29 protein-coding genes and 3 pseudogenes are annotated in these 24215 nt (G+C 33.7%); 11 read left to right on the top strand and 21 right to left on the bottom strand.

Annotation, left to right across the window (positions count from 1 at the left end; all coding sequences use genetic code 11):
* Positions 1–49: 49 nt before the first annotated feature.
* Complete coding sequence (locus QRE67_RS12445; protein WP_286125114.1) at positions 50–1423, bottom strand: aminotransferase-like domain-containing protein; 1374 nt, start codon at positions 1421–1423, stop codon at positions 50–52.
* 127 nt (positions 1424–1550) lie between these two features.
* Here QRE67_RS12445 and QRE67_RS12440 point away from each other — a divergent pair, with 127 nt between their 5' ends.
* Together QRE67_RS12440 and QRE67_RS12435 are read left to right on the top strand one after the other, a co-directional pair.
* On the top strand, positions 1551–2501 hold the full coding sequence (locus QRE67_RS12440) for a DMT family transporter (RefSeq protein WP_286125113.1): 951 nt from the start codon (positions 1551–1553) through the stop codon (positions 2499–2501).
* A 29-nt stretch (positions 2502–2530) separates the two neighbouring features.
* Entirely contained in the window at positions 2531–4222 is a 1692-nt protein-coding gene (locus QRE67_RS12435; protein WP_286125112.1) for a M3 family oligoendopeptidase, read from the top strand.
* Positions 4223–4317: 95 nt separating this feature from the next.
* Here the strand turns inward: QRE67_RS12435 and QRE67_RS12430 are convergent, their stop codons facing one another.
* The gene (locus tag QRE67_RS12430; protein ID WP_286125111.1) at positions 4318–4581 is read right to left on the bottom strand and encodes an ArsR/SmtB family transcription factor; all 264 of its coding nucleotides are present in this window, start codon (positions 4579–4581) and stop codon (positions 4318–4320) included.
* A 144-nt stretch (positions 4582–4725) separates the two neighbouring features.
* Between QRE67_RS12430 and QRE67_RS12425 the strand changes: the two genes are divergently transcribed.
* Both QRE67_RS12425 and QRE67_RS12420 read left to right on the top strand, forming a co-directional pair.
* Positions 4726–5157 (top strand): SRPBCC family protein, encoded by a 432-nt coding sequence (locus QRE67_RS12425; protein WP_286125110.1) that lies wholly within the window; start codon positions 4726–4728, stop codon positions 5155–5157.
* Complete coding sequence (locus tag QRE67_RS12420) at positions 5142–5366, top strand: DinB family protein (protein WP_286125109.1); 225 nt, start codon at positions 5142–5144, stop codon at positions 5364–5366. The genes QRE67_RS12425 and QRE67_RS12420 overlap by 16 nt, the downstream gene beginning before the upstream one ends.
* A gap of 273 nt (positions 5367–5639) precedes the next feature.
* On the opposite strand, the gene QRE67_RS12415 is transcribed toward QRE67_RS12420, so the two are convergent.
* The 5 genes from QRE67_RS12415 to QRE67_RS12395 are packed head-to-tail and all read right to left on the bottom strand — an operon-like array spanning position 5640 to position 10315.
* On the bottom strand, positions 5640–7058 hold the full coding sequence (locus QRE67_RS12415; protein WP_286125108.1) for a hydroxymethylglutaryl-CoA lyase-like TIM-barrel protein: 1419 nt from the start codon (positions 7056–7058) through the stop codon (positions 5640–5642).
* Positions 7055–8119, bottom strand: a complete 1065-nt coding sequence (locus QRE67_RS12410) for an alpha/beta hydrolase (protein WP_286125107.1) — start codon at positions 8117–8119, stop codon at positions 7055–7057. The genes QRE67_RS12415 and QRE67_RS12410 overlap by 4 nt, the downstream gene beginning before the upstream one ends.
* Before the next feature lie 14 nt (positions 8120–8133).
* Positions 8134–8571 (bottom strand): DUF441 family protein, encoded by a 438-nt coding sequence (locus tag QRE67_RS12405; protein ID WP_286125106.1) that lies wholly within the window; start codon positions 8569–8571, stop codon positions 8134–8136.
* Positions 8572–8586: 15 nt separating this feature from the next.
* A complete protein-coding gene (locus QRE67_RS12400; protein WP_286125105.1) occupies positions 8587–9453 on the bottom strand; it encodes a HesA/MoeB/ThiF family protein in 867 nt (288 codons plus the stop codon).
* 13 nt (positions 9454–9466) lie between these two features.
* The gene (locus QRE67_RS12395; RefSeq protein WP_286125104.1) at positions 9467–10315 is read right to left on the bottom strand and encodes a HesA/MoeB/ThiF family protein; all 849 of its coding nucleotides are present in this window, start codon (positions 10313–10315) and stop codon (positions 9467–9469) included.
* 282 nt (positions 10316–10597) lie between these two features.
* Between QRE67_RS12395 and QRE67_RS12390 the strand changes: the two genes are divergently transcribed.
* A complete protein-coding gene (locus QRE67_RS12390; RefSeq protein ID WP_286125103.1) occupies positions 10598–11176 on the top strand; it encodes a tyrosine-type recombinase/integrase in 579 nt (192 codons plus the stop codon).
* Between the two features lie 4 nt (positions 11177–11180).
* Positions 11181–11465 carry a tyrosine-type recombinase/integrase gene (locus QRE67_RS12385; protein WP_286125102.1) on the top strand — a complete coding sequence of 95 codons (285 nt, stop codon included), beginning with the start codon at positions 11181–11183 and terminating at the stop codon, positions 11463–11465.
* 168 nt (positions 11466–11633) lie between these two features.
* Here the strand turns inward: QRE67_RS12385 and QRE67_RS12380 are convergent, their stop codons facing one another.
* From QRE67_RS12380 to QRE67_RS12350, 7 genes and pseudogenes are all read right to left on the bottom strand, one after another.
* Positions 11634–12071 carry a hypothetical protein gene (locus tag QRE67_RS12380; RefSeq protein ID WP_286125101.1) on the bottom strand — a complete coding sequence of 146 codons (438 nt, stop codon included), beginning with the start codon at positions 12069–12071 and terminating at the stop codon, positions 11634–11636.
* 57 nt (positions 12072–12128) lie between these two features.
* A complete protein-coding gene (locus QRE67_RS12375) occupies positions 12129–12629 on the bottom strand; it encodes an SRPBCC family protein (protein ID WP_286125100.1) in 501 nt (166 codons plus the stop codon).
* A gap of 120 nt (positions 12630–12749) precedes the next feature.
* Positions 12750–13238, bottom strand: a complete 489-nt coding sequence (locus QRE67_RS12370) for an SRPBCC family protein (protein WP_286125099.1) — start codon at positions 13236–13238, stop codon at positions 12750–12752.
* A 281-nt stretch (positions 13239–13519) separates the two neighbouring features.
* Complete coding sequence (locus QRE67_RS12365) at positions 13520–14155, bottom strand: SDR family oxidoreductase (RefSeq protein WP_286125098.1); 636 nt, start codon at positions 14153–14155, stop codon at positions 13520–13522.
* Between the two features lie 46 nt (positions 14156–14201).
* Entirely contained in the window at positions 14202–14909 is a 708-nt protein-coding gene (gene mtnN / locus QRE67_RS12360; protein WP_286125097.1) for a 5'-methylthioadenosine/S-adenosylhomocysteine nucleosidase, read from the bottom strand.
* An 81-nt stretch (positions 14910–14990) separates the two neighbouring features.
* Positions 14991–15377 (bottom strand): annotated as a pseudogene (locus QRE67_RS12355) (DUF3885 domain-containing protein); the annotation flags it as partial.
* A 130-nt stretch (positions 15378–15507) separates the two neighbouring features.
* Positions 15508–15705: a hypothetical protein gene (locus QRE67_RS12350; protein WP_286125096.1), complete on the bottom strand. Its 198-nt coding sequence runs from the start codon at positions 15703–15705 to the stop codon at positions 15508–15510.
* Positions 15706–15913: 208 nt separating this feature from the next.
* Between QRE67_RS12350 and QRE67_RS12345 the strand changes: the two genes are divergently transcribed.
* The 4 genes and pseudogenes from QRE67_RS12345 to QRE67_RS12330 all read left to right on the top strand — a co-directional run bounded on the left by QRE67_RS12345 (position 15914) and on the right by QRE67_RS12330 (position 19240).
* Positions 15914–16609, top strand: a complete 696-nt coding sequence (locus tag QRE67_RS12345; RefSeq protein WP_286125095.1) for a response regulator transcription factor — start codon at positions 15914–15916, stop codon at positions 16607–16609.
* Positions 16599–17756: pseudogene (locus QRE67_RS12340) on the top strand (sensor histidine kinase). Before QRE67_RS12345 ends, QRE67_RS12340 begins: the two are co-directional and overlap by 11 nt.
* 261 nt (positions 17757–18017) lie before the next feature.
* Positions 18018–19115 carry a Rap family tetratricopeptide repeat protein gene (locus QRE67_RS12335; protein ID WP_286125094.1) on the top strand — a complete coding sequence of 366 codons (1098 nt, stop codon included), beginning with the start codon at positions 18018–18020 and terminating at the stop codon, positions 19113–19115.
* The gene (locus QRE67_RS12330; protein WP_286125093.1) at positions 19112–19240 is read left to right on the top strand and encodes a hypothetical protein; all 129 of its coding nucleotides are present in this window, start codon (positions 19112–19114) and stop codon (positions 19238–19240) included. Before QRE67_RS12335 ends, QRE67_RS12330 begins: the two co-directional genes overlap by 4 nt.
* A gap of 103 nt (positions 19241–19343) precedes the next feature.
* Here the strand turns inward: QRE67_RS12330 and QRE67_RS12325 are convergent, their stop codons facing one another.
* Complete coding sequence (locus tag QRE67_RS12325; RefSeq protein WP_286125092.1) at positions 19344–19499, bottom strand: hypothetical protein; 156 nt, start codon at positions 19497–19499, stop codon at positions 19344–19346.
* 324 nt (positions 19500–19823) lie between these two features.
* On the opposite strand from QRE67_RS12325, the gene QRE67_RS12320 reads away from it, so the two are divergent.
* Positions 19824–20039 (top strand): alpha/beta-type small acid-soluble spore protein, encoded by a 216-nt coding sequence (locus QRE67_RS12320; protein ID WP_286125091.1) that lies wholly within the window; start codon positions 19824–19826, stop codon positions 20037–20039.
* 406 nt (positions 20040–20445) lie between these two features.
* On the opposite strand, the gene QRE67_RS12315 is transcribed toward QRE67_RS12320, so the two are convergent.
* The 6 genes and pseudogenes from QRE67_RS12315 to QRE67_RS12290 form a co-directional block, all read right to left on the bottom strand.
* Positions 20446–20904, bottom strand: a complete 459-nt coding sequence (locus QRE67_RS12315; RefSeq protein ID WP_286125090.1) for a YoqH family protein — start codon at positions 20902–20904, stop codon at positions 20446–20448.
* A 249-nt stretch (positions 20905–21153) separates the two neighbouring features.
* A complete protein-coding gene (locus QRE67_RS12310) occupies positions 21154–21456 on the bottom strand; it encodes a hypothetical protein (RefSeq protein ID WP_286125089.1) in 303 nt (100 codons plus the stop codon).
* 128 nt (positions 21457–21584) lie between these two features.
* Positions 21585–22148: a class I SAM-dependent methyltransferase gene (locus tag QRE67_RS12305; protein ID WP_286125088.1), complete on the bottom strand. Its 564-nt coding sequence runs from the start codon at positions 22146–22148 to the stop codon at positions 21585–21587.
* A 126-nt stretch (positions 22149–22274) separates the two neighbouring features.
* A pseudogene (locus tag QRE67_RS12300) lies at positions 22275–22631 on the bottom strand (transposase); the annotation flags it as partial.
* Between the two features lie 26 nt (positions 22632–22657).
* Complete coding sequence (locus tag QRE67_RS12295) at positions 22658–23629, bottom strand: DUF4179 domain-containing protein (RefSeq protein WP_286125087.1); 972 nt, start codon at positions 23627–23629, stop codon at positions 22658–22660.
* 4 nt (positions 23630–23633) lie between these two features.
* Positions 23634–24173, bottom strand: coding sequence for a sigma-70 family RNA polymerase sigma factor (locus QRE67_RS12290; RefSeq protein WP_286125086.1), 540 nt, complete (start codon positions 24171–24173; stop codon positions 23634–23636).
* Positions 24174–24215: the final 42 nt, after the last annotated feature.

The raw sequence follows: 24215 nt of genomic DNA, 5'->3' as shown, positions 1-24215 counted from the left end.
ATATCAATCACCTCATCCATAACTTATTAATACTTCTAGTTCATGGATGTCAGTCCTGCTTAAACTGAAATGGCGCATTATTTATGTTCTTCATTTCTTCTATGATTCTACAAATACCAACTTCAATTTTCTCTTCTTTTACATTCGAAACATTTAATTTTATCAGTTTTTCTTTTGGAAAAGCTGATAAGTAGTTTCTATTAATCGACTCAATAAAAATCTGTTTTTGTTTTAAAGTACGAATCAAAGGCTCAAGGGGAATGCTTTTATGTAACGAAAGACAAGTATGAATACTTGATTGTTTCACTGGAGTATATGTAAATAGTTGTTGGTTCTCTGTGTAAGCATATTGTAGGGTAGCTGATAACGTTTTTGATCTTGCAAAATAGGAAGACTGTATTTTTTGTTTATGCCTTTCAAACATGCCGCTTTTTATATAGACCTCTAATGCCGCTTGTGAAATCATGGAACTATCGATATCTAGTAATTTCTTATATTTGTGAAATGCTTCTGCTAAACATGAAGGAATGATCGCAACTCCAACACGTAATCCTGGGAAAATAATCTTGGAATAGCTTTTCACATAAATTACATACGCAGAATCATCGTAACTATACAGTGGATCTGCTTTTTTGTCTCGTTCTAAATCTGCTAAATAATCATCTTCTACAATAAAAACATTATATTTTTGAGCTAGAGAAACGATTGCTTCTTTTTCTTTTCTAGAATATGAAGTTCCTAACGGATGATGGAATCTTGGAATGGTATAAAAGAACTTAATCTCTTCTGTTTGAAAGATTTTTTCTAGCTCAGCTAAGTCAATTCCTTCAGAAGTTCGTTTTATTCCAATCACAGGAATATTGTGTGTTTCTAGATATTCAATAAACAAATGATAGCTCGGTTGTTCAATTAACACGGTTTCCTTTCTATTTGGAAATGGTATAGACGTTAATACAGCTAAAGCTTGCTGAACACCAGATGTAATAAAAATATTCTCTTCATTTGCAAATACTTGATAGTTTGCGAGTTGTTTTTGCACGACTGAAATTAATGATGGTAATCCTTTTGGCGTACCATAAATAAATAGATCGTTCTTATATGTATCAATTGCTTTGTTAATACAATGCTGAAAATCTAAATATGGAAAGACATCTGGATCAGGCGCAGATGATGCAAAATTAATACTTGTTGCATCATTCTCTCCATCATCACTCATTTTTTTCACAACATAATATCCACTTCTTGGTACGGAATAGATGATGTGTCGTCTTTCTAACTCATGTAGTGCACGTATAATCGTTGCTTTATTACATTGATACTGATTAACGAGATAACGAATAGACGGTAACTTATTCCCTTCTTTTATTTCGCCTTGTTGAATCATATCTTCTAAATGATTAAGCACAGCTAAATACTTATACATCATTTCACCCCTATGTGTACATTTTGTACCGGTACAGTTTATGTTTCTTTACATTGTAGCAAAGGCTGCAAAACATTACCATGTACATATACTGGCCAGTAACAAAATGACAATATGAGGTGGAAATATGGAGAATACAAAAAAAGCGTATATTGCAGCTTTGCTATACGCCTTTATTATCGGATTTTCATTTATGTTTGTGAAATTAACATTAGCAGTTACAGGGCCACTTGATATACTTGCTCATCGATTCACAGTAGCATTTTTAGTAGCGATGATACCTGTCATTTTCGGTTTTATTAAATTGAATATTTCCTTCAAAAACATGTTATCTATTTTGCCATTAGCTTTATTTTATCCAGCATTGTTCTTTGCTTTTCAAGCATTTGGATTAGTATATACATCATCATCTGAAGCAGGCATTATTCAAGCATCCATTCCGATCTTTACAATGGTCTTGGCCTCTTATTTTTTAAAAGAACATACAAATATGTGGCAAAAACTATCTGTACTCCTATCTGTTACAGGTGTCATTTATATTTTTGTAATGAAAGGTCTTGGAACGCAAGCTACTAGCTTCACAGGGATTATTTTCATTCTTTTATCAGCATTGGCATCGGCTGGATATAACATATTAGCCCGGAAAATGACAAAGACATTCAGACTCATTGACTTAACGTATATGATGACAGCAATTGGTTTCCTTTGTTTTAATATGATTGCAATTTTCAATCACATACGTACAGGAACAATAAACCTATATTTTCAACCATTTACAAACGGGGCATTTCTCATATCAATTCTATATTTAGGGGTGCTTTCTTCCCTTCTTACAGCGTTTTTATCCAACTATGCATTAACATATATAGAAGCATCTAAAATGAGCGTGTTCAGCAATCTTTCAACGTTACTTACAATTATCGCAGGTGTTCTGTTCTTAAATGAACAAATTGTATACTATCATATGATTGGAGCAGTCATGATTGTACTCGGTATATTAGGAACAAACTTTTTAGGTAAAAAAGAAAAGAAGAAATCCATAAAAAGGAATTCATATAATAATGAAGAAACCCTCTAATAGCAAATAAAAAAGCGAGGGATTACATTATGCAGCACACTGATACTTTAGATATTAGTAATTTACATGTATTAGAAAAAGAATTTGAAATACTATTACACACCAAAATTTCTTCTAGTACAAATCTTGAAAGTTGGCTAAAGCAACAATCACAATTAATGAATGAAATTGATGAACAATTGAGGTTGCATTACATCGCCTTTCAATGTAATACAGATGATTTAGAAACAAAAGCAGCACTTGATTTTGACCAAAAACATGTCCAGCCACTAGTAAAACGTTATCAAAGTTTATTAGATAAAAAGTATTTTGATTCACCTTTCCGGTTGCAACTCGATTCTAATTACTATGGTTTATTAAATAAGAAAATAACAAATTCAATGGCATTATTTCATGAAAAAAATATTGATTTAGAAGTAGAAGAAGATGAATTGATAACAAGATATTACGAAATTACAGGTAATTTGACCGTGATGTGGGAAGGCTCGGAAAAAACAATTACTGAATTGAACGTATATTTACAAGATTCGAATCGCAATGTGCGACAAAATGTTAAAACGCTTATTTCTGAAAAAATGTTATCAGTCGAAATGGAACTACAAGACATTTTAAATAAATTAATTGCAATTCGTCATAAAAAAGCAAAAAATGTCGGTTTACCTAATTATCGTGATTACATGTTTCAAAAATATGAACGATTTGATTATAGCGCTGTAGATTGTAATAATTTAGCAGAATCAATACGAAAATTCGTTGTGCCTCTTCAAGAAAAATTTCATCGGGAGCAACAAACGGACCTTCAATTAGACACACTTCGTCCATGGGATGTTAAAGCTATAGCTCCTAACCAAAAAATTTTAAAACCGATAGAAAAAGAAAATGAATTAATAGAAAAAAGCTCCCTAATTTTACATAAACTAGACCCGGATTTTTCATCATTACTACAGCGTATGCACGAAAAAAACTACTTGGACTTAGAAAGCCGAAAAGGAAAAGCACATGGTGGTTTCTGTGAATATTTACCCGTTTCGAAACTATCTTTTATTTTTATGAATCTCACATATACGCAAGATGACGTTGTAGTCTTTTTGCATGAGATGGGGCATAGTATTCATAACGAATGTATGAAACATTTTGAACTAAAGCAGTATCAAAATGTACCTATGGAATCAGCTGAATTAGCAAGTATGACAATGGAGCTGTTTACAATGGAATACTGGGATGTATTCTATCAAAATAAGGCTGACGTTAAGAAAGCAAAAAAAGAACAATTACAAGGAACTATTATGTATTTACCAATCATTCTTATTATTGATCAATTTCAACATTGGATCTATGAAAACCCGGTTCATTCAGCTAAAGAACGAAATGAAAAGTTTCTAGAATTATACGGTACCTATGATTCAAGTATAGTAAATTGGGAAGGGTATGAAACATGGCGAGCAACACAATGGCTTTCTGTTCTGCATATTTTTGAAGCACCTTTCTATTACATTGAGTATGCGATTGCACAAATTGGCGCACTGCAAATGTATAAACAATATAAAGAAAATCCAGAGCAAGCATTACATAATTATAAAAAAGCCTTGGCATTAGGTAGTTCAAAATCCTTAAAAGAAGTGTATGAAGCTGCTGGAATCCGGTTTGATTTTTCGAGTGAGACGATAAAAGAAGTTGTGGATTTTGTAGAGAAAGAGCTTGCTTTATTAGAAAAATTATAATATTTAACAAACCGCAAACAAGTTAACTATAATAGTATTATGACTTTTGAAATTTTCATGGCTGACTTTCTCAAAATGGTGGTGATTTTACGCATCTAACACGAGTAGATATTCAACAATATAATTTCTTGCTCATTGAGGTAGTTTAATCGGGTTCGTTCTACTTTTCGATGAACCAACAGTCCGGCTTCTTCTAATATATCGATGTGTTTCATAACAGCAAATCGAGTGACTTGAAACTGTTTGCTTAATTCTCCAGTGCTCATCGGACGATCTTTTATTAAATCAAGAATTTTGATTCGCATAGGATGAGCCAATGCCTTAAACATATTTGCTAATGTTTCGTTTTCCATCATCATGTAGTATAAACAAACCTCCCTTCTCCCATGAATAAAGCAATAAAAATAAATGTGACCTTTTTGTAACATAAAACACCACATAGTGGAATAAAGCTCAAGCTCAGAGCTAACTATAAAACTATATGTTGAAGAAAAGAGGGGTATATGATGATAAACATGCCGCATCAAATCATAATCAACGCAACTTCTGAGAAAGTATACGAAGCCATTACCACAGCAGAAGGATTTAAGGGTTGGTGGACAACAGATGCTAAAGCTGAACCTCAAATAGGAAGCATTGCTGAATTTGGCTTTTACAATCGTCAAGCCGTCTTCCAAATGCACATTGATCAGCTCGAACCAGGTAAGCTGGTAGCATGGACAGCTCAGCATGATATGCCAGGATGGAAAGGTACAAAAATTCGTTTCGATTTGAATGTGAATGAAAACGGGGCGACAATTGTAAACTTTAACCATTCTGGATGGGAGTCCATGGAGGGTCCATATGCGATGATTAATACAACTTGGGGTACACTTATGTACATTCTGAAGCAATATGTGGAAGGAAACAATCCAGGTGCATGGCATCAGGCATAATTATTAATAATAAAAATGGTTACGGAGGAATAATAATAGACAAAGTCTTTGAACAACTTCAATTTTTTCGTGGGTTTACTTTAAACAATTTACAAAATCTAGAAAAACATGCTGACATACAACCAACTGGTTTTAGCAACACACTTCGTTGGAACTATGCCCATATTTTAACGGCTTATGAAGGATTAGTGTTTCAACTTTCTGGGTGAATATACATTTAATATAAAACAAGCAACTACGTTACATTCATTACGACCACTCCGAACATGAATAGAAAAGCTGAAATTCCTTCTCTAGGTGCACGGCAACGATCCTTTCTTTTTGGGGCCATTCAAAAAACAGATAGAATTCAAAGAACATATTGAATTCTATCTGTTTTTTATTTTTTCACATAAAGAACATTGAGGCTGCTTATACAATTATCAGTCAGATGGTTTACTAAAACATCATCATAACAGAAATAAAAACTTTTTTATATTTAATTAATATACAAATACTTTTGATGAGTTTTCCTCTAACAAACTAGAATTATAATTAGGTGCTAGTACGATGTTTGTATATGTTCCTGTCCCTGAAAGGTATTTGTACCTATGTTTTAACCCCGATGGAATAAAAACAGATGCTGGACTTTCAATTATTTGCAATTCCCCTTCAATTTCCACTTCACATATGAGACCTGTACCATCTATTCTATTCCCCCAGAAAATAAAGGCACTATCACAATGATGTGCGTGAGTATCTACATGTCCTTCTAAGTTCTCATCCATATGGGCGTCGTAAAATACACGCTGTATTACATAAAATGAAGCACGTTCATCAGTTCTATAATCCATCTGTACCCAACGCTCTCCTGGACCATCACGATGATATAAAAGCTCAGATGCTCCTTTTACAAATGGTTTACTAACTCGGAGAGACTTTGAAAGCCGAGGCCCTTTTCTTTCTATACGTTTTTGTTGTATGTTCCTTACTCTTCCTATCATTTCAGGTTGAATACCCTCGTATGCTGAGTAATTCTGCTGAACAGCTTTTATATGATAGGACGCAGTATGAGTAAATATATTCTTTCCAATAATCGGTCTCCAATGATCTACTTGACAACCAGTAGCTAATTGGAGAGATTGCGTTAATTCAGGAATCATCTGTAGTTTAAAGCACTGTAGATTACGCTTTTGAGATAAAAATACTGATAAATTTAGCAAATCAACAATCCCAGCACGTTCACCTATTCCGCACAATGTAGTATCAATGACAGATGCCCCTGAATCGATTGCAGCAAGAGCATTTGCCATGGCTAATCCTAAATCATTATGAAGATGAACTTCAATCTCACAAGGGAATGTCTCAACAGATTTCTTCACGATTGTCGCACACTGACCTGGCTCCCAAATTCCTACAGTGTCTGCTAAACTGATTCGATCTGCTCCAGCTATATGTGCAATCTGTCCAATGTAGGCGATATCTTCCCATTCCGTTCGTGAAGCATCTTCAATAGTAAAACGGATTTTCATTCCTAAAGATTTTGCTTCTTCAATAGCTTGTTTCACCTGATTAATAACATAATCTTTTGATCGATTGGTATACTTTGTTTGTAAAGAAATAGGATTAATAGACGCCCAGATTCCTATCCAATCGGCACCAGCACGATAAGCCGCATGAACTTCTTCTTTTTTCGCCCGAGCATGCATAAGTATTTCAGCGCACTTTGCAGAGGCTGCAACTTCTCGGCAAATCTCTTCTTCTTCTTCAGAAATACCTGGATGTCCAACCTCAATAAGAGTTACTCCAAAATTCTCTAACATATGCAGTAATGAAATTTTATCTTCCTTGGAGAAACGAATACCACATTGTTGTTCTCCTTCACGTAAGGTAGCATCTAATATTGTTATGCCATTTTTCATTCCTTTTTGCCTTCTTTCCCTTCTATAAAGTTTAATGTTTGTTCAAATAGAATATTACGATTCTTTTCATAAACGGCCCAGTGCGTTGCATCAGGGATTATCACTTCTTTTTTTTGTTTTGTACTTGTTAATTTTGATATCATATTTCGGTCTGCAAATATGTCATCTTCACCATAAATAACAAGTACTGGGACAGTAATTTTAGATACATCATATAGAGGCTGATTTTTCCAAATATAAAATAAATCTTCAAGTGGACCAACTGGTCGACGAATCGTTTGATTATTTTTCTTACTCATAGGATCTGAATCAATAAAAACTTGTTTTACGGCATCCGTTGCTTCGTTTGTAACAATTTTTTTATTTCCCATCATCATATGCCAATGATGCATTCCTTTATCAAAGTCCACCATTTGATAGGCTGATGCTTCAGGATTAAATTGATTAGGTTGTAATGGATTTTCAAGAGGTTTTGTCATCATAGGAAGCGTGAATCCATGCATATATCCGTATAAGATCAGTTTATTAATATCTTGTGGATGGGACATCGCATAATTTCCAGCCACAACGCCTCCATATGACCATCCAACAATATGAATTTTTTTTACGTTTCTCTTCTTTTTAATCCAATTTACAATTGTTTCTAGATCCTTAGTTGCATCATTCAAATGAATAACCGGACGGTTTTGGGAAGGAGGATCTGACATTTCTTTAGGGCGAGAAGAACGACCAAACCCTCTGAAATCCATAGCCCAAGTATCATACCCTTTTCTGGCATACTCATCCATCCACGAAAATTTTGGTACATCAAATGCTTGAGCTGTAGGTACACTAAATGGTTCTAAAAATAAGATAATTTCATCAGATGTATACTGTTTTTTATTATTTAAGTTTTTATGAAGTAAAAATAATTTTTCTTCTCCTTGCTGAATTTCTAATTCTTGTTTTACCACTTTAGAAGTTTGATCATTTTGAGAAGTTTCTTTGATATTAGAACAACTAGACATAAGTATTATCAAAAAAATTCCTACTAAACTAATATGTGTCCATTTTATCTTCATTTAGAATATTCCTTTCATTTCATAGAAATAATAGCTATGATTCCAGCCGCAATAATTAATCCGGCTGGTAACCCTTTTGTAAATAATACGGCAATAAGAGTACCTATTAAGACACCTAACAATATCGTAGGATTCATAGGTAGAACTCCTACACCTTTTCCTCCTATGTATGACACAGTAAAACCTGCTAGAATGGATCCTAATCCGATAGGAGAGGTAATTAATTTTATTACGTTTTCACTTGTAATCTTTCCAGATGTAATTGGTACTAAAAGGAATAACATCAGAAAGAAAATACCAATTGGAAAAGAATATTGTTGAATAAGATGTAATAAAGCTTTTTGTCCAACAGCAAGTAAAACTCCTAATAAACAAGCCGTACCAGCTAGCGCATAATCCTTAACAAGCAGGGCGAGTGTAACAATAATCCCCAGTAACAAAAAAGGAAGCATATTCTCTTACCTCATCTATAATGTTGTATAATTCCAACTATCATTTTCAGGTACAGACACATGTACCATATTTTGATTTGCAAGGTTAATTTGTATTAAATTTGGACTTATTACAGGTTTTAATTCTTCTCGATTTATTATAAATTTAAATGCTTCAAAGCTTGCTAGAATGCCTATGATATTCGCAACAGGAGACAGTACAGCCCATGGGCGATCTTTTTGTACATAACTATTTGCCCATTTCTCATCCGCACCATGCTTGACAGAATGAAGTGCACGTCCATCTTTTAACTCATGAATTTTATTCTGCATTTCTGGTGTTAGCTCTTGTTGATAGGATGGATATCCTAACGCAATTTCATAGGGCGTAGAGTTAGGAGTTAAAGACATGACGCCACCTCTAAAAGGGGGGGTAACTGCAATCCAAATAGAAGGGATTCCTAGTTTCTGAGCTGTACGATGGATAATTACTCTCGCTACTAAATTATCAGTTGCATCTATAATGACATCTGTATTCGTTAGAAGTTCTAATGCATTGTCCTCGGTAACAAATTCTTTTGTTATCTCTACTTGTAATAATGGATTAATATCCTGCAAAACTTCTAAAGCGACCTCTGCTTTTTGCTGTCCTAATTTACTGATGGAACTTAGCATTTGTCGATTGATATTGCTTGCTTCAAATACATCTTGATCAATAACATGTAAAGAACCTACACCCATTCGCGCCAATTGAATGAGTGTAATTCCTCCTACTCCCCCTGCCCCAACTACAGTAACGCGAGCATTTTTTAATTTTTCTTGCTCCTCTACAGAAATGACGCCAATATTTCTCGTGAAACTTTCTTCATATATATTTTGCGTATTTTTATTTTTTGTTAACAAATTATTTTCCTCCTTACAGTGTTGTATAATCCCAACCATCTTTTGGTTCATTTTTTACTTGGACGGGGTTCTGGCTATTTATATCAATAACAATTCCTTTTGGAGCTCTCGCTAACGGTTCACGACTAGTTAACACTTGGATTGCTTCATGAAAGCTAAATAGTGACAATAGATGGGCACGCATCGGCGTGATAATCCAGCCTGCTTTTCCATCACAAAAATCTTGCGCCCACTCTTTTGGTGCTCCTTTTTCTACAGAATACCAAGCTCGACTTTTCTTTATATCCGCAATTTGTTGTCTTAATTCATGATTTGTTAATTTGCCTCCTACAATAGATACATTCAATGCTTCCTCATAAGGAATTCCAGTTGGAAAAAATGTAGAAACAAATCCTCTTGTAGGAGGACTACCTGACATCCCCACACTTGGTATACCTAATTCTCTAGCTGTTCTATGTATAATAACTCTTGAAGGCATATCATCTACGGCTTCTACTACAATATCGTGCCCTTTTATAAGCTCGATTACATTATCTTCATCTACTCTTGTTTGTATAAAGTTTGTTGATATATAGGGATGTATATCTTTTACAACCTGTTCTGCAACTTTTGCTTTTGGTTCACCTATAACACTAGAAAGCGCTAACATTTGTCTGTTAATATTAGATATTTCAAATTCATCTGGATCAACGCCTGTAATATGCCCAATCCCCATCCGAGAGAAGAGAATTGCTTCATATCCACCTACACCCCCTAATCCAAAAATAATAACCTTCTTATTTCTAAGGTATTCTTGTTCCTGTTTAGAATACACACCAATATTCTTCTTAACCATTTCCCAATAATAGGAATCCACATCCATTTTAAACCTCCTTTATATGTAGTAACTATTTCAAGTCATATGACTTACAAAATAATCCTTATATATAAAGGTAAGATAGAAGTATGTCATTTTTGTGTGCTATTTGTAAAAAAACAAAAAACTTTCTATTCTTAATGTTTTATCTCTTATTTCTTTTTAGTTAACAGAAGATGTCTTCCGTTAACTTATTAAACTTAATATAATAGATATTGTTTACGGAACACAGTTGAAATTGATGATAATTTAAGTTTACGGAACACAATTGAAGAAAGAAGGATACCTATGGATTTTAAAAACTGGTTAAAAAACGAAGGGAAACGAGAGCAAACCATTCAAGTGTATGTTCGTTCAGTCCGTCAATTTATGGAATGGTTACAAATTTCACATGGACGAAATTGGAACCCTGATGAAATAAGTGCAAAATTTATTCATGAATGGATTCATCATATGCAGACCATTGAAAAAGTGGCAAAACCTACAATAAATAAAAGAATTGCCTCATTAAAAGTATACTGGTCGTATCTTATTGAACAAAAGATTGCAATATATGATCCCACAAAGAAAATAAAGATAAAACGTATTTCTAGGTTAGAAGACACTCCACGTTGGTTGAATGACATGGAACAAGTGAAATTACTTAACTTGATCCGACGAGAAGAAAATGAATGGAAACGAAAAAGGAATATGGCCATGGTTCGTTTAATGTTACAAGCGGGCCTTCGAATTGGTGAGGTTGTAAATCTAGAGATAGAGGATTATAGAAAAATTAGTAGTGTAGGGACTATTACAATTCGTGAAGGTAAAGGCGGTAAGCTTGATGTAGTAAAGGCAGTAAAAGGATATTTGTCGCGCCCTCGATGAGTGGATGGAAGTTCGAGGACAATCTGTTGATAGCACAGCCCTTTTTCTTTCCACTCATAAGAAAAAAATGACCAGACAGGCAATTCATAAACAGGTGAAACCACTTTTAGAAAAAGTCTCACCAAAAGGCGGACTAACTACACACAGTCTTAGACATACATATTGTAAAAGTCTTTTAGAAGTTAGTGGTGGTGATCTTGTGTTAGTTGCACAAATGGCTAGACATGAATCTATTGAAACAACTCGTCGATATGCTTGTTTAAGTAAGCGTAAAAGTGTATCCATATGAAGACCCTTGTGTAGAAAACAGTAAATAGGGACAGTTTTCAGCTTTAGAAACGTTGTTACGAACTCTCATATACTTTAGTAATTACTTCTTTAAAATAAGCGATATAGGTACGAATCTTACCTTACTTTTACCTTGAACCCTAATTACATCTTCATAAACATCTTCTAATTATAAAAATTTCTTCTCAATTTCAGCGAAAAATGCTTCAGATAGTTTTTCGAAATTTTCTTGAGAAAGCTTGATATTATCACCATACTTATACCCTAAGACTGATTTATCAGCTTTGTATTTAATCGTATTATCTGGAATTACAATATTATTGTTATTCATTATTGAATCACACAAAATCCTCACTTCATTCAATGGATTGCCATCTTTCTTTTCTAAAGTCCTCATTCTATGAACAAAATAATCATTTAAAGCTAAAATCATATTATTGAAGAAATTAGGTTCAAAAGATTCAATTGCAGAGTTAAGTTGCTCATTATTAGCCCCAACTTGCTCTCTTGATATTTTAACCAAGTCTTCATAAGTTGATAGCACTAAATTAACTTTAGAGCGGCATTCATCTATATATTTTTGAGTATAGTTTTTGACAGCAAGCATATATTTGTTCAGTCCTTTCAACGTTAGTAATTTGAAAATTGATAATTGTTATTTAACCTACTTGATATAATCAGCCAATTGCTCAAATGTGCCAGCAAACCCCTGCTTAACTCCATCATGCGCTGCCCGGAAAGTTTCGTATTCCTCTTCGGTCGCAGATACAGGGGTTCCTTGCATAATTAATTTTGTTTTTCCTTCTTCTTCAGAGAATATCAATGTATTTTGGATTTCAAGAGGCCACGTTGGGCTAAATGGGGCACGGACTGTATTACCTTCCTCATCAGAAAAAGAATTGATGAATACAAGTTTATCCGGTGCACTAATTTCACGATAAACAAACTTCCCCCACATTTCTTGCCCATCGGGGGATTTCATGCTGTAGTGAAAGACTCCATCTGAGCAAAGATCTAATTTAGCAATATGCATTGTTAATCCCTTTGGTCCCCACCAATGTTTAAGGTGTTCAGAATCAGTCCACATTTTAAAAACTAAATCACGCGGCGCATCGAATATGCGTGTAATAATAAGTTTGTTCTCTTCTATATGTTTTTCATTCACTTACAATTCCTCCAATGTCATTTTATTTAACATCTTTAAGCTTTAATTTATTATACAATTATTACACAATAACTTATTCATTTTCCTGAATTAAATAAGAGGATACGGACAATCTACTTGTTAGTCACTTTTCATTTGTTTGATTGCTAAATCATACTTTTTATACCATCTTTCCCATTCTTCTTTTGGGAATTCCATATAGCAGCCATCCAGTAAAGCAGATAAAACATCTAGACATATATGCCATCCAGCTAAGTCTTTTGGTGTATGATCATTTATTGCGTTAATAAATTCCTTCAATGTTAATAGACAGCCATCGGATTCCCGGTATAATTCAAATCGAACTCGATCGTTCCCCCATGTGAATTCCAATACAGAATTTAAACGGCAATCTAAAATCTCGATATCAATAAATGTTCCAGAACCATCCATCATATCAAATTTTATGGTGCCTCCTTTTCGAAGATCCTCTACTTGGAGGTTTGGCATCCATCTTGCTAACTTATCATTTTCTGTTAATGCAGCCCACACTTTTTCTACTGAATTACTTAATGGACGATTATATTGAGCTACATACCCATTCTCCATTTTCTCTATTATAGCTAACATAGTTATTCCTCCTTTTTTTAAAACTTCTCTTTTAATTAATTTTCTTTTTAGTATAGTGAGTTAAAGACAAAAATATGAACATACGTTCGTTTTTTGTTTCTAATACAATATTACACGAAATACAACAAAAATGAAATGAAAACTTCACACTATATACGACAAACAGACATCCCTCTCCTTCTGCTTTAGATGAAGATGAGAGATGTCATACTACGGTTAAATTTGAAATCTACTTATCCATTCACTTCCTTTCTTTTAACAAATCAAAGCTGTATAAGCCATTAATTCGATATAAACGGACAGTTTCTTATATAGGTAGGGTTGTTAACTTGATTAATAAGAAAAGGAGCAATATCTCCATTTTGAATTTTCAACCCTGGCATATCTTTTACACTTTCTTTTAATTGACCTGTACCTTCTCCCTCTACAACAAAAGGCAATCTGACAATCGTCCAATCGACATTACTATTCTGTATCGTCTGCAGTTCTTTATATTTGTCTTGCATCATCTTAGGCAGGAATACACGAAACAGTTTGGCACCTAATTTATTCATCATACGTTTCTTATCTCCCGGAACATCTAAAGAACCACCAGAAACGAGAATGTATCGCTTAATCCCATGTTCTTTCATTGCTACTAAAATATGATTTGTGACAGTACTAAACATATACGGTTCATTTTTTGGTTGGCCAACTGTATTAATCACGGCGATACACCCTTTAAGTAAATTACGAATTGCCGTTATATCTCGCGCATCTCCTTGAACAACTTCAAGGTTTTTATGAGATCGTTTGATTTTTTCTGGACTTCTTGTAAGAATACGGATTTGATAGCCGTCTTGTAATGCTTGTTTTACAAGAAAACGGCCAACCTTTCCACTGGCTCCAATGATTGCTATTTTATTTTTGTTCTGCATTGTTTCAAATAATCTCCTTCCAAACGATTATATTGCTATGACGAGTTTATAGACGAGTTGCAGATGCTTCATATGTACGTAGAAAAGCAATTAAGTACTCACAAGATTTTTCACAAGCTAACATTTTGAACACTTTTTGTTCTTCTATTGTTTTGTCATTCGCTTGATCAGATACTGCTTTCAAACAAAGGAACGGCTTATCATTTACATGACATACATATGCAAAAGCTGCTATTTCTTGATCTACAGCAAGCGCACCATATACAGTTTGTAGTAAATATCTCGTTTCTGTGCTACGAATGTGTTGATCTCCCGAAATAAAAATGCCATAATGTACAGGATCATAGGAACGCATTTTTTTCATTTGTTTTACAAGGTATTTCGTCGTTTCAATCGTAGCTGTGCGGCCCGTATATAAATCAAAAGAATCCACACCTGTTCCAGCGGCTGTTACATCATGCTGTAATGTTTTCAATGCAACTACGATATGACCATTCTTTACTTTTTCGGATAAACTCCCGCATATTCCCGTCATAAATAATTGTTCAGGTTGAAATTCACTAATCAACAGCTGTACACAGCTTGCACAATTAACTTTTCCAACACCAGTAATAACAGATATAATTTCTAATTCATTAATATGATGAAAATGGAACTCCCAAGCAGCACGTTTTTCTATACGATGACTGGGATAATGTTGATGTAAGTATGTAAGCTCTGGTTCCCACGCTGCTACGATTGCAATTCGTTTCATAAAAATCTCTCCTTTCTTAAGCTATCTATATTTATCTCGCTATTCGCGGGCTGTAATGCCTCCACTAATCAAAGTTTCACTTTATATGAAATATGAATCTATTTTTTGACAGTCATAACACGAAATCCACTTTTTATACTTTTCATAGAAAGGTCGTATAGTTTCTTTATTCTTCGCAATTACCTCACATCCTCTATCATCGTAAATAAACATGATGATAGCTTTTGTAGCATTAATGAAATTTACTGCTTGGAGAAGTTCCGAATATCGAATATCATTTTTGTTACATTTTAAAGAAAACTGATAAATACAATAGCAATCTTCATCATCAAACATATATGGCAACGTTTCTTGAATTACATGAAATTTTAACTCTTTTTTCTTTATGTAACGATTATACACGTTTACTTTTTTTATATTTTTAGTCAAACTTTCTTTCATTCTATAAACATTTGTTACAAGAAGCATGTGTGACAAACATGTTGTATTTTCCTTTCTTATTTATTTTTCCTTACGTTCAATATAACAAATAAAACAAAAACATATGTCTTTTTTTATTCGCTTTCATCCCACGGCTGAAGCATATGAGCTTTCCCACTCATAAATTCTGTAAATAACCCGCAATACCAGCTGCTTCTTCGTTTAGATTAAATCTTCTCGCAATCTTTCTTGCTTCATTTGCAACTCGAAAGGAATGTTCATAAGTACATAACTTATCATAATGCGTAAAAAATTGTTTTATATCCATATCCCAGTTTCCTGGTAGTGTTGATGTATAAAATTGCTTATGTAGCATTTTCATTTCTCCTTTATAAAATCGTTTTACAATATATTTTAACTTTCTATTATATTATTGTTCTTGAAATATTTTTTAATTCTTTTTATTACGTTACATGAAATTTTATATGTGTATGGATGAAATACGAATGGAATCAACAAAAAAGACTCAAATGTTGGTATTATATTAATTATGAAGAACTAACAGGAAAGGAATTGCGTATTTTATGAATAGAAATATTTTAATTATTGATGATGATAAAGAAATCGTAGAGTTATTGGCAGTTTATTTGCGAAACGAAGGCTACACGATTTATAAAGCCTATGATGGCGATGAGGCTATACATATGCTCTCCCAACATCAAGTTGATCTTATGATATTAGATATTATGATGCCGAAACGAAATGGATTAGAAGTATGCCAACATGTGAGAGAAGAAAGCACAATACCTATCCTGATGTTAAGCGCAAAAGCTGAAGATATGGATAAAATCCTCGGACTTATGACCGGTGCTGATGATTATATGATTAAACCATTTAACCCGTTAGAACTAGTTGCAAGAGTAAAAGCCTTATTACGTAGAGCGTCCTTCCAATATGCAGCATCACAAATAAAAGAAGATGGAATCATCCGGATCCGCTCTGTTGAGATAAATAAACATAATCACACTGTTAACGTACATGGAAAACATATAAAGCTCACATCCATTGAATTTGATATTTTATATTTGCTTGCAAGCAATACTGGTAGAGTATTTAGTTCAGAAGAAATATTTGAACGCGTTTGGGATGAAGATGGATATGGATCTAATAAAACGGTGATGGTCCATATTAGTAACTTGAGAGATAAGCTTGAAACAGGAACAACTGGAGAAAAACTCATCCATACTGTTTGGGGAGTAGGTTATAAAATTGAGAAATGAAACGTTTGATATATTAAAAGCAATTCCAAAATGGAAGATTACTTTTTGGCTCCTGTTAGCCATTTTACTAACACCCATTACTGAGGTTGTAGTATACCGGCTAATTACGAGTGTCATTGACAGTTCCCTTACATTGACGGCATTAGGTGAAGAATTTGTAAGAATCGTCGGTTACCAAAAATACAACGGTTTAAAAGAATCTCTTTGGACTATCATGCTGTCCTATTTATTTTTGTTTTCTATTTTTTCATTCTATGTATATATCTTCTATCTTCACGAAAAGAAATTATACTATGAAGCGTGTATAAAACAAATGATTGAAGAAATCCGTTACATTGCGAATGGAAATTTCAATCATAAAATCTCTATTTTACAACATGATTACTTAGAAGACTTAGCAACTGGGGTTAATCAAATTGTGGAACAATTAAAGGTTTCTGTTGAAGAAGAGCGTCAAACAGAGCAAGCAAAAAGCGAACTGATTACGAATGTATCTCATGACTTGCGGACACCTTTAACTTCAATCGTTGGCTATGTTAGTCTCATTCATCATGATAATTACAGAGACGAAGTAGAATTACGCTACTATATTCAAGTGATTTACGATAAAGTCATTCGCTTAAACATGTTAATGAATGATTTATTTGAATATACGCGTGTGCAAAATAAAGGTATCCAACTAAATAACGGACCCATTGATATCATCGAACTTCTTGGTCAATTAACCGTTCAATTTCGCATGCAGTTTCAAGAAGCAAATATAGAATGTAGACCCTCTTTTCCATCTCAAAAACTGATGGTACTTGCCGATGGTGATAAGCTAGTACGTGTATTTGAAAACTTAATAATGAACGCAATGACTTATGGAAATGACGGACAATATATTGATATTTCTGCATATTAAGACGAATACATGGTTGCTGTTGAAATTACAAACTATGGACAACCCATCCCTAGCACAGATTTACCACATATTTTTGAACGCTTCTACCGCGTTAAAAAATCACGTTCTGCATATACAGGTGGATCAGGACTCGGCTTAGCAATTGCCAAAAGTATTGTGGAAATTCATGATGGTACAATTGAAGTATATAGCGATGCAGAAAAAACAACTTTTACAGTAAAACTTATTCCGTATATACAGTAAAAAAGTTTGAATTTCCTTTACTTAGAGCAAATGAAATTCAATCTAAAAAGTCGATTTCTTGTACGTAAAGGAATCGACTTTTTTCAAAACAATTCATCTTTGTTTTAAAGCCACATCATGTTCCACTTTCTTTAGACATTATTTTCAATAATAAAAAACTGAATATTCAAAAAACAATCGAGAAATATAGTATAACTTCTATCTTATAGATAAATTCTGTTATCCTATTCTTACAAGAATAAATATAACGAGGAGGATACTATGAACGTTTCGGTGAAGGGGAATGAGCAAATTACGAGGCTTTTAAATGAATGGTATTTCGAAATTCGTGCGAGGCATGTTACTAACGCACAGCGACTAAAAGCTGAAATTGATACAATGATTCATAGTATAGAAGAAGATCAAAACTTACTTTTATACTATTCACTACTTGATTTCAGACACCAATACCTAATAGATAGTTTAAGCATTTCAAAAGACAGCTTTAAAAAAATAGATTCTTTTGAAGAACCAACTGATAATTTTTTATCGTACTTTTTGCATTTCTTTAAAGCCATTCATTCTAACATAACCGGTAATCACACTTTAGCTAAAAAACATTACGATAAAGCAGAATTGTTATTAAAGAAAATACCGGATGAGATTGAGAGTGCAGAATTCTATTATGAGTTAGCGATATTCTACTGCCATATACAAAAACCCATTATCACAATAAACTATTTACAAAAATCAAAAGACATATTTTCTAATAATGGCAGCGGATACGAAATGAAAGTTGCTTTTTGTAATAACCTCTATGGATTAGCTTATACTCAATTAAAAGAATTTGAACTAGCTGAAGAACATTATATTACTGCAATAGAATCATTCCAAAAGAAAAACGAAGAACATTTCACTATGATTGTCCGTCATAACCTTGGATTCATGTATGCAACTCAGAACTTATCTAGTTTAGCTATTCGTTATTTATCTGAAGTGAATCAAAAAATGCCAAGTAACTATAAAGCAATTTTCATTGAAGCTAGGGAGCATTCTAAATTAGGAGAAACACAAATAGCTGCTGAACTTATTGAAAAAGGTTTATCGATTTGCCATGGGTTAAATAATGAAGGTTATATACTTCATTTCAATATCTTAAAAAATCTAAATAATAATGTTTCAACAAAAGAATTAGAACAGGTCGTTATTGAGGGATTAACCTATTTTGAAAGAGAAGAACTTCATGAATATATTCATGAGTACAATGAAAAATTAGCCATAAAGTTTTATCATGAGGATAACCACTCAAAAGCAAGTCAATATTTTTATTTAAGCAGCAAGGCTAGAGAAAAACTCTTTGAGAAGGAGGCATTAAAATGAAAAAAGTAATATTTGGCCTATTTGGAATTGTAACTGCTTTAACTTTAACTTTTGGTTCTCCAACTTCACAAGAGACTCAAAATACTACTGATATTATTCAATACACACATGGACATACTGGATGATTTTTTAGAAGATATTAAACAAAAAAGACCTGAGAGTAATACCTCATCAGGTCTTTTTTATGATAATTCGATGCAACACAAAATACTACTATAAAGCATGGGATTAAGCAATTACTAACCTCTTCTCATTCTTCGAGTATTCTGTTTCAATAGAAAGTATCCAATCGTTTAGGTCCGACCAATCATGTCCTCTTTCTAATAATTCTACTGGGAACTTGTCTTCAAATTCAAAAAATCCTCCTGCTTTATGTTGAAACATACAAATTCCTCCCTCACTAGTATATAAATAGACTATATATTTGTTTTTCTGCTCTATGGTCGCAACACAAGCAATATCTAATCCAATGTAGATGTTCATCATACATAGATGTTAGAGTTTTCTCTTGGTATAAAAGACACATTGTATTTTTCTGGTGAAAATCAATATCTCCCTCCATTTCTAAATGCTCTATATCAATGTATTCATAGTCAAGAAGGTGCTGTTCATACACGATAGTCCTTTCATCATATATACCAATTTTATGTATACATATTTATGGAAAAAAAGCGAATCCTATACATAATCAAATAGGAGGTGATTTATATGAAAACTCGTGCAAGCCAAAATTCAAATGAACTTTTGACAAATGTTGCTGCTACTGCTATTGAGCAAATGAAATATGAAATCGCTCGTGAATTTGGTGTTACACTTGGTCCAGACACTACAGCACGTGCAAATGGCTCTGTTGGAGGAGAAATCACAAAACGTTTAGTTCGTATGAGCGAAGAACAGTTATCTGGCCGCTATACAACTCACTAAAATATGTCTTTCTGAAGATAAAAAAACACTCAAGGGAGTGTTTTTTTATTTTGAAATCATGAATGAGCGATATTCTTTTTTTCCATCTTTGAATGTGTACTCCATTACAGCAATATATGCTCCTGGTACATACATGCTCAGTTCTGTTTTGGTGAGGGTATTTGACTGTTACATGTTCCATTAATAACGAAAGTAAACTTTAGTATATTTGTTTATATTCATTTCATTGATTTTATCGTGCTTACCCCTTTTTCTCTAAAAATAACTAACAAAAGTATACATTCAAAATATGATAAATAAAGAGGTTAGAACATTGATGAAAAAAAGCGAAAAAACTAGTTCCACGCTAGCCTTTTTCACATAATTCCCGGTAGCTAAAGTTGTACCTACAATATTTTCAAAAAAATCATTTACAGTATTTTATGCTATTTGTCAGGATTGGCCGTCCTAATTTTTCTGTCTTTGAATTGGAAGGACGGACTTGGATTTGAACACCTTTCATTTCAGCTGTAATAATGTCAATTCTTCCTGCCCATGTGGGGCCGCCCTCTTCAACAGAGGGATACAATGTAAAGCGCCAACTGATTTCATCTGGAATAAAAGCAAATCCTTCATACATGTCATAATCACCCAAAGTACTTGGATCAGGTAAGTGAAGAGCATGAATACTTATACTTGTTCGTGGGAAACTCGGTGTCAGCTTCACCTTGTACACCAATGCTACTCCTTTTGCATTCTTATCCTCTTTATTGACTCGTTCTAATATTAAACTGCATGGTAAAGACGATGAAGAATCTGCTTGAATTTGATTCGGACTTATAACAATTGTTATAACCAACACTAACATCCAAATAAACTGTCGCATTATTTCCTTCCTCCTAAATGCTTATTTGGGTTAGGTTTCCTCTCCTATTACGTTCTTATTAAGTAAGATTTTTGTTGTATATCATATTCATGTGAGGTTAACATAACCCCACTTATCGGTGTTCAATCTATCTAGAAACCTAGAAAAGCCCCTTCAGAAAAAATCTGAAGGGGCTTTTCATTCACATAATCAGCGTAAGTAAATATATTACGCTTAAAACATTGGACCCGTTAGCTTACAAAGTTAAATCTAATCATCATAAGACCAAGTGTAAAAGATTACAACGATTCCATCGCTCATAGCTTGATCAAAACATTCAAGTGATTCCTTTAATTTATAATCCCCTTCGTACTGCTTTCGGTTTGCAATAAATTGATCTTCAATACTTATTACGTCCCAGCCTTCATCGTTAATATAGTTATTCGCTTTAGTTAATGCTGAGTTCACATCTATTGAGTCAATCCAACAATTTATAAATGCACCTTCACAGCTATCTTTTTCTGGATTATCTGAACATGGTATAGCCTCAAACGTAAAATAATAAATTGTCATTATACTCTCCTACTAAACGTTTTCCTTCCCAGTTAACATAATTCACGTTTGCGGAAGCGAATTGTAAAAGGTTAACATAATCATAGCCAACTTCCTCTTATAAACCCTTAATTCCTTAGCAGTTGATATTATTTTTCTGGTTTTATAGCATCGACTATAAGAGAAACAAAACCAAGCTCTCCATTTTTATTTCTATGGTCAAAACGTTTAGATCTATAAATCAATCCTTGTTTTTCATCCCATTTATGAAAATGAAAATCTCCTTTTTCATCACAATATTCCAAAATCTTCACCTTGAAACCGGCTTCTTTAAACATAGAAGTTATGGTTTTAAAGTTATGTACAATTTTATGACTTGCTGCTGGATGATCCTTAGGTCCAGGTCCGCCTACTTGTACTCCACTTTGATATTCTTCATCTGGGAAAAAACCATCGGGAACAGCACAACGAATATAACCACCAGGTTTTAGAAAATCAAAACATATTTTTGCAGCTTCTTTCCCTTCTTCATAGGTTAAGTGCTCCCATACATGTTCAGCTAAAATAGCTGTTACCGTATCAGGTGAAAACTTTTTCTCCCAATTACCTCGTTTTAACAAATTTAGTTCTGTTTCTTCTGTTTGTATCCACTCGGGATTATTATTGTATCCTCCAGCGCCAACTACCACTCGTATCTCTTCTTTTAAAAGCATGAAGTCATCCCCTCTTCAGTATGTATAATCAAATATTTTATCTTTTATTGTATCATTTTTCTTAAAATTACAAAAATAAAACTCTCTATATACCAGGTTTTCATAACCCATCAATGACACGTGTAGGAGCTTCTGACTTTGACTAATGTACGCATCGGGAATTTCAATCGTTTTACCAGATGCTAGCTCCGTCATCATGTGTGCCATATCGAGCTGGATGTATTCCGTTTGTTTTTTTAATGTCCAATTTTTGAAGTATTCTGGCTCTGTATTCTTGATATAAATGCGTGTATTCAGCTTCAACCGAGAGATGTAGTAAGCCCCTTTATCATGAATCGCTTGTAAATCGCCTAAATCAAAGTAACCGAGATCTCGCAAGCACAAATCCCCTTTTTCAACGGTTTCAAGGCAGATAGTACCGTATGTTTTATCATTATTCTTTCCGAGTCCAAGCTGCACGTTTAAAAATCGACCACTGAGTAATACTTCGATTTAGCAGCTTAGATAAGTTATTGAATTGAGATAGATGGTCCGATTACTTTATTCTCTTCACCAGAATACGGTACGAGTGAATACTTTCCCACTGCTAGATTAATTGCATCAAATCTACTAATAGAAATGTCTCCAGCTTCATTCGATACAAATGCCTCTTTAAATGTCCACGCTTCTCCAGATTCTGATTCGATTTTAAAATAGATTTCTTCATTTGTACTTTGTGTCACATCATAATAAATCGTTGTGGAAATCGGTGTGTAAACAACTTTTGTAACAGTTACTTTGTTGCCATCATGTAAAACAATCGTTTCATTTAGATCAAACGTCTGCTTCTCTTTCATTAACTGAGCTTGTGACACTTTCATGTCGAATACCCATGGTTGTTCAATCACAGTATCCCAGTTGAATGTATCATAAGTAATTTCAATTTGAAGTGTGTCAGCTTGTGGCATTTCGCTTAAATCGACACCACCGTAGATTGTAAACATAGAATCATTCACTTCAATTGACTGAGCTTCTTTTGTTGTGGAAAAGTCACGGCCGTTTATTCGTACTTGTGGAATTAAAAATGTTTGATAATCAAACTTCACGCCCTCTGCTGGCTCAAATGTAGAACTAATGAGCAATTTATTGTCATCCACTAGTACCTCATTTAAAGTCAGTTTACCGTATTTGTTTTCTGCGGTTTCCCCAATGACCGTTTTATAGGCTGAATAGTCGCGTGGTTGCTGTTCATCAATATATTTTTCAATCAATCCCGCAATAAATGGCATATTGGCTAAAGAAGATTGCCCAAGTGGCACTGTAATACCGACGATTAGCAAGCAAGCCGCAGCGATTCCGAACCATTTTTTTGACTGTTTTTTTTTACGGAGCTTACTTTTCACACGCTTTTCCCACTGCTTTTCCTCTAGCTTTGTTAGGAGGATCTCTTCAAATTCTGTGACATCCAACTGAATATCATTTAACTCTTTATAAGTAGACATGCCCTCACACTCCATTTTTAAAAATAAAAATCTGTTTGAGCTTTTTTCGTCCGCGTGACAGTTTGTTATGAATCCATGACTCTTTCACGTTAAGATGGGAAGCAATTTCACGAGACGGTACACCTTCTAAATAATACTTTTCAAAAATGTCACGCTCTGTTGCTGACAGCTCACTGAGCAATTCCTGTACGTCTAAGGAATCGTTTGATTTTCTTTGTTCTTTATATAGACGGTCATTAATCTCCGTACTGACAGTTTGTTGCTGATTTCTCATATTTTTTCGCTGATAATCAATCGCTCGATATTTAGCAATGGCTGTTATCCATTGTTTAAACGTATTTTTACTTGGATCGAATGAATCGATATGAAACCAAATTGCTAATAATACATCATCTAAACATTCTTCATAATCTTGCTGATTACTATGTACATATCTTTTAATAATAGCGTTGAGTAAGCCTCCGTATGTTTGAATAATGAACGTAATGCTCTTCTCATTACGTTTTTTGATTTGTTGTACAACATTTTCTTCTGTTATCTTCAAAACTAGACCTCCTTGCACTGCTAATTGGTACCTACTTTCTAA

Source organism: Bacillus sp. DX3.1 (assembly GCF_030292155.1).
Taxonomy (GTDB): domain Bacteria; phylum Bacillota; class Bacilli; order Bacillales; family Bacillaceae_G; genus Bacillus_A.
Note: the sequence above shows the minus strand (reverse complement) of the source record. Positions and strands in the feature narration are given on the sequence as shown.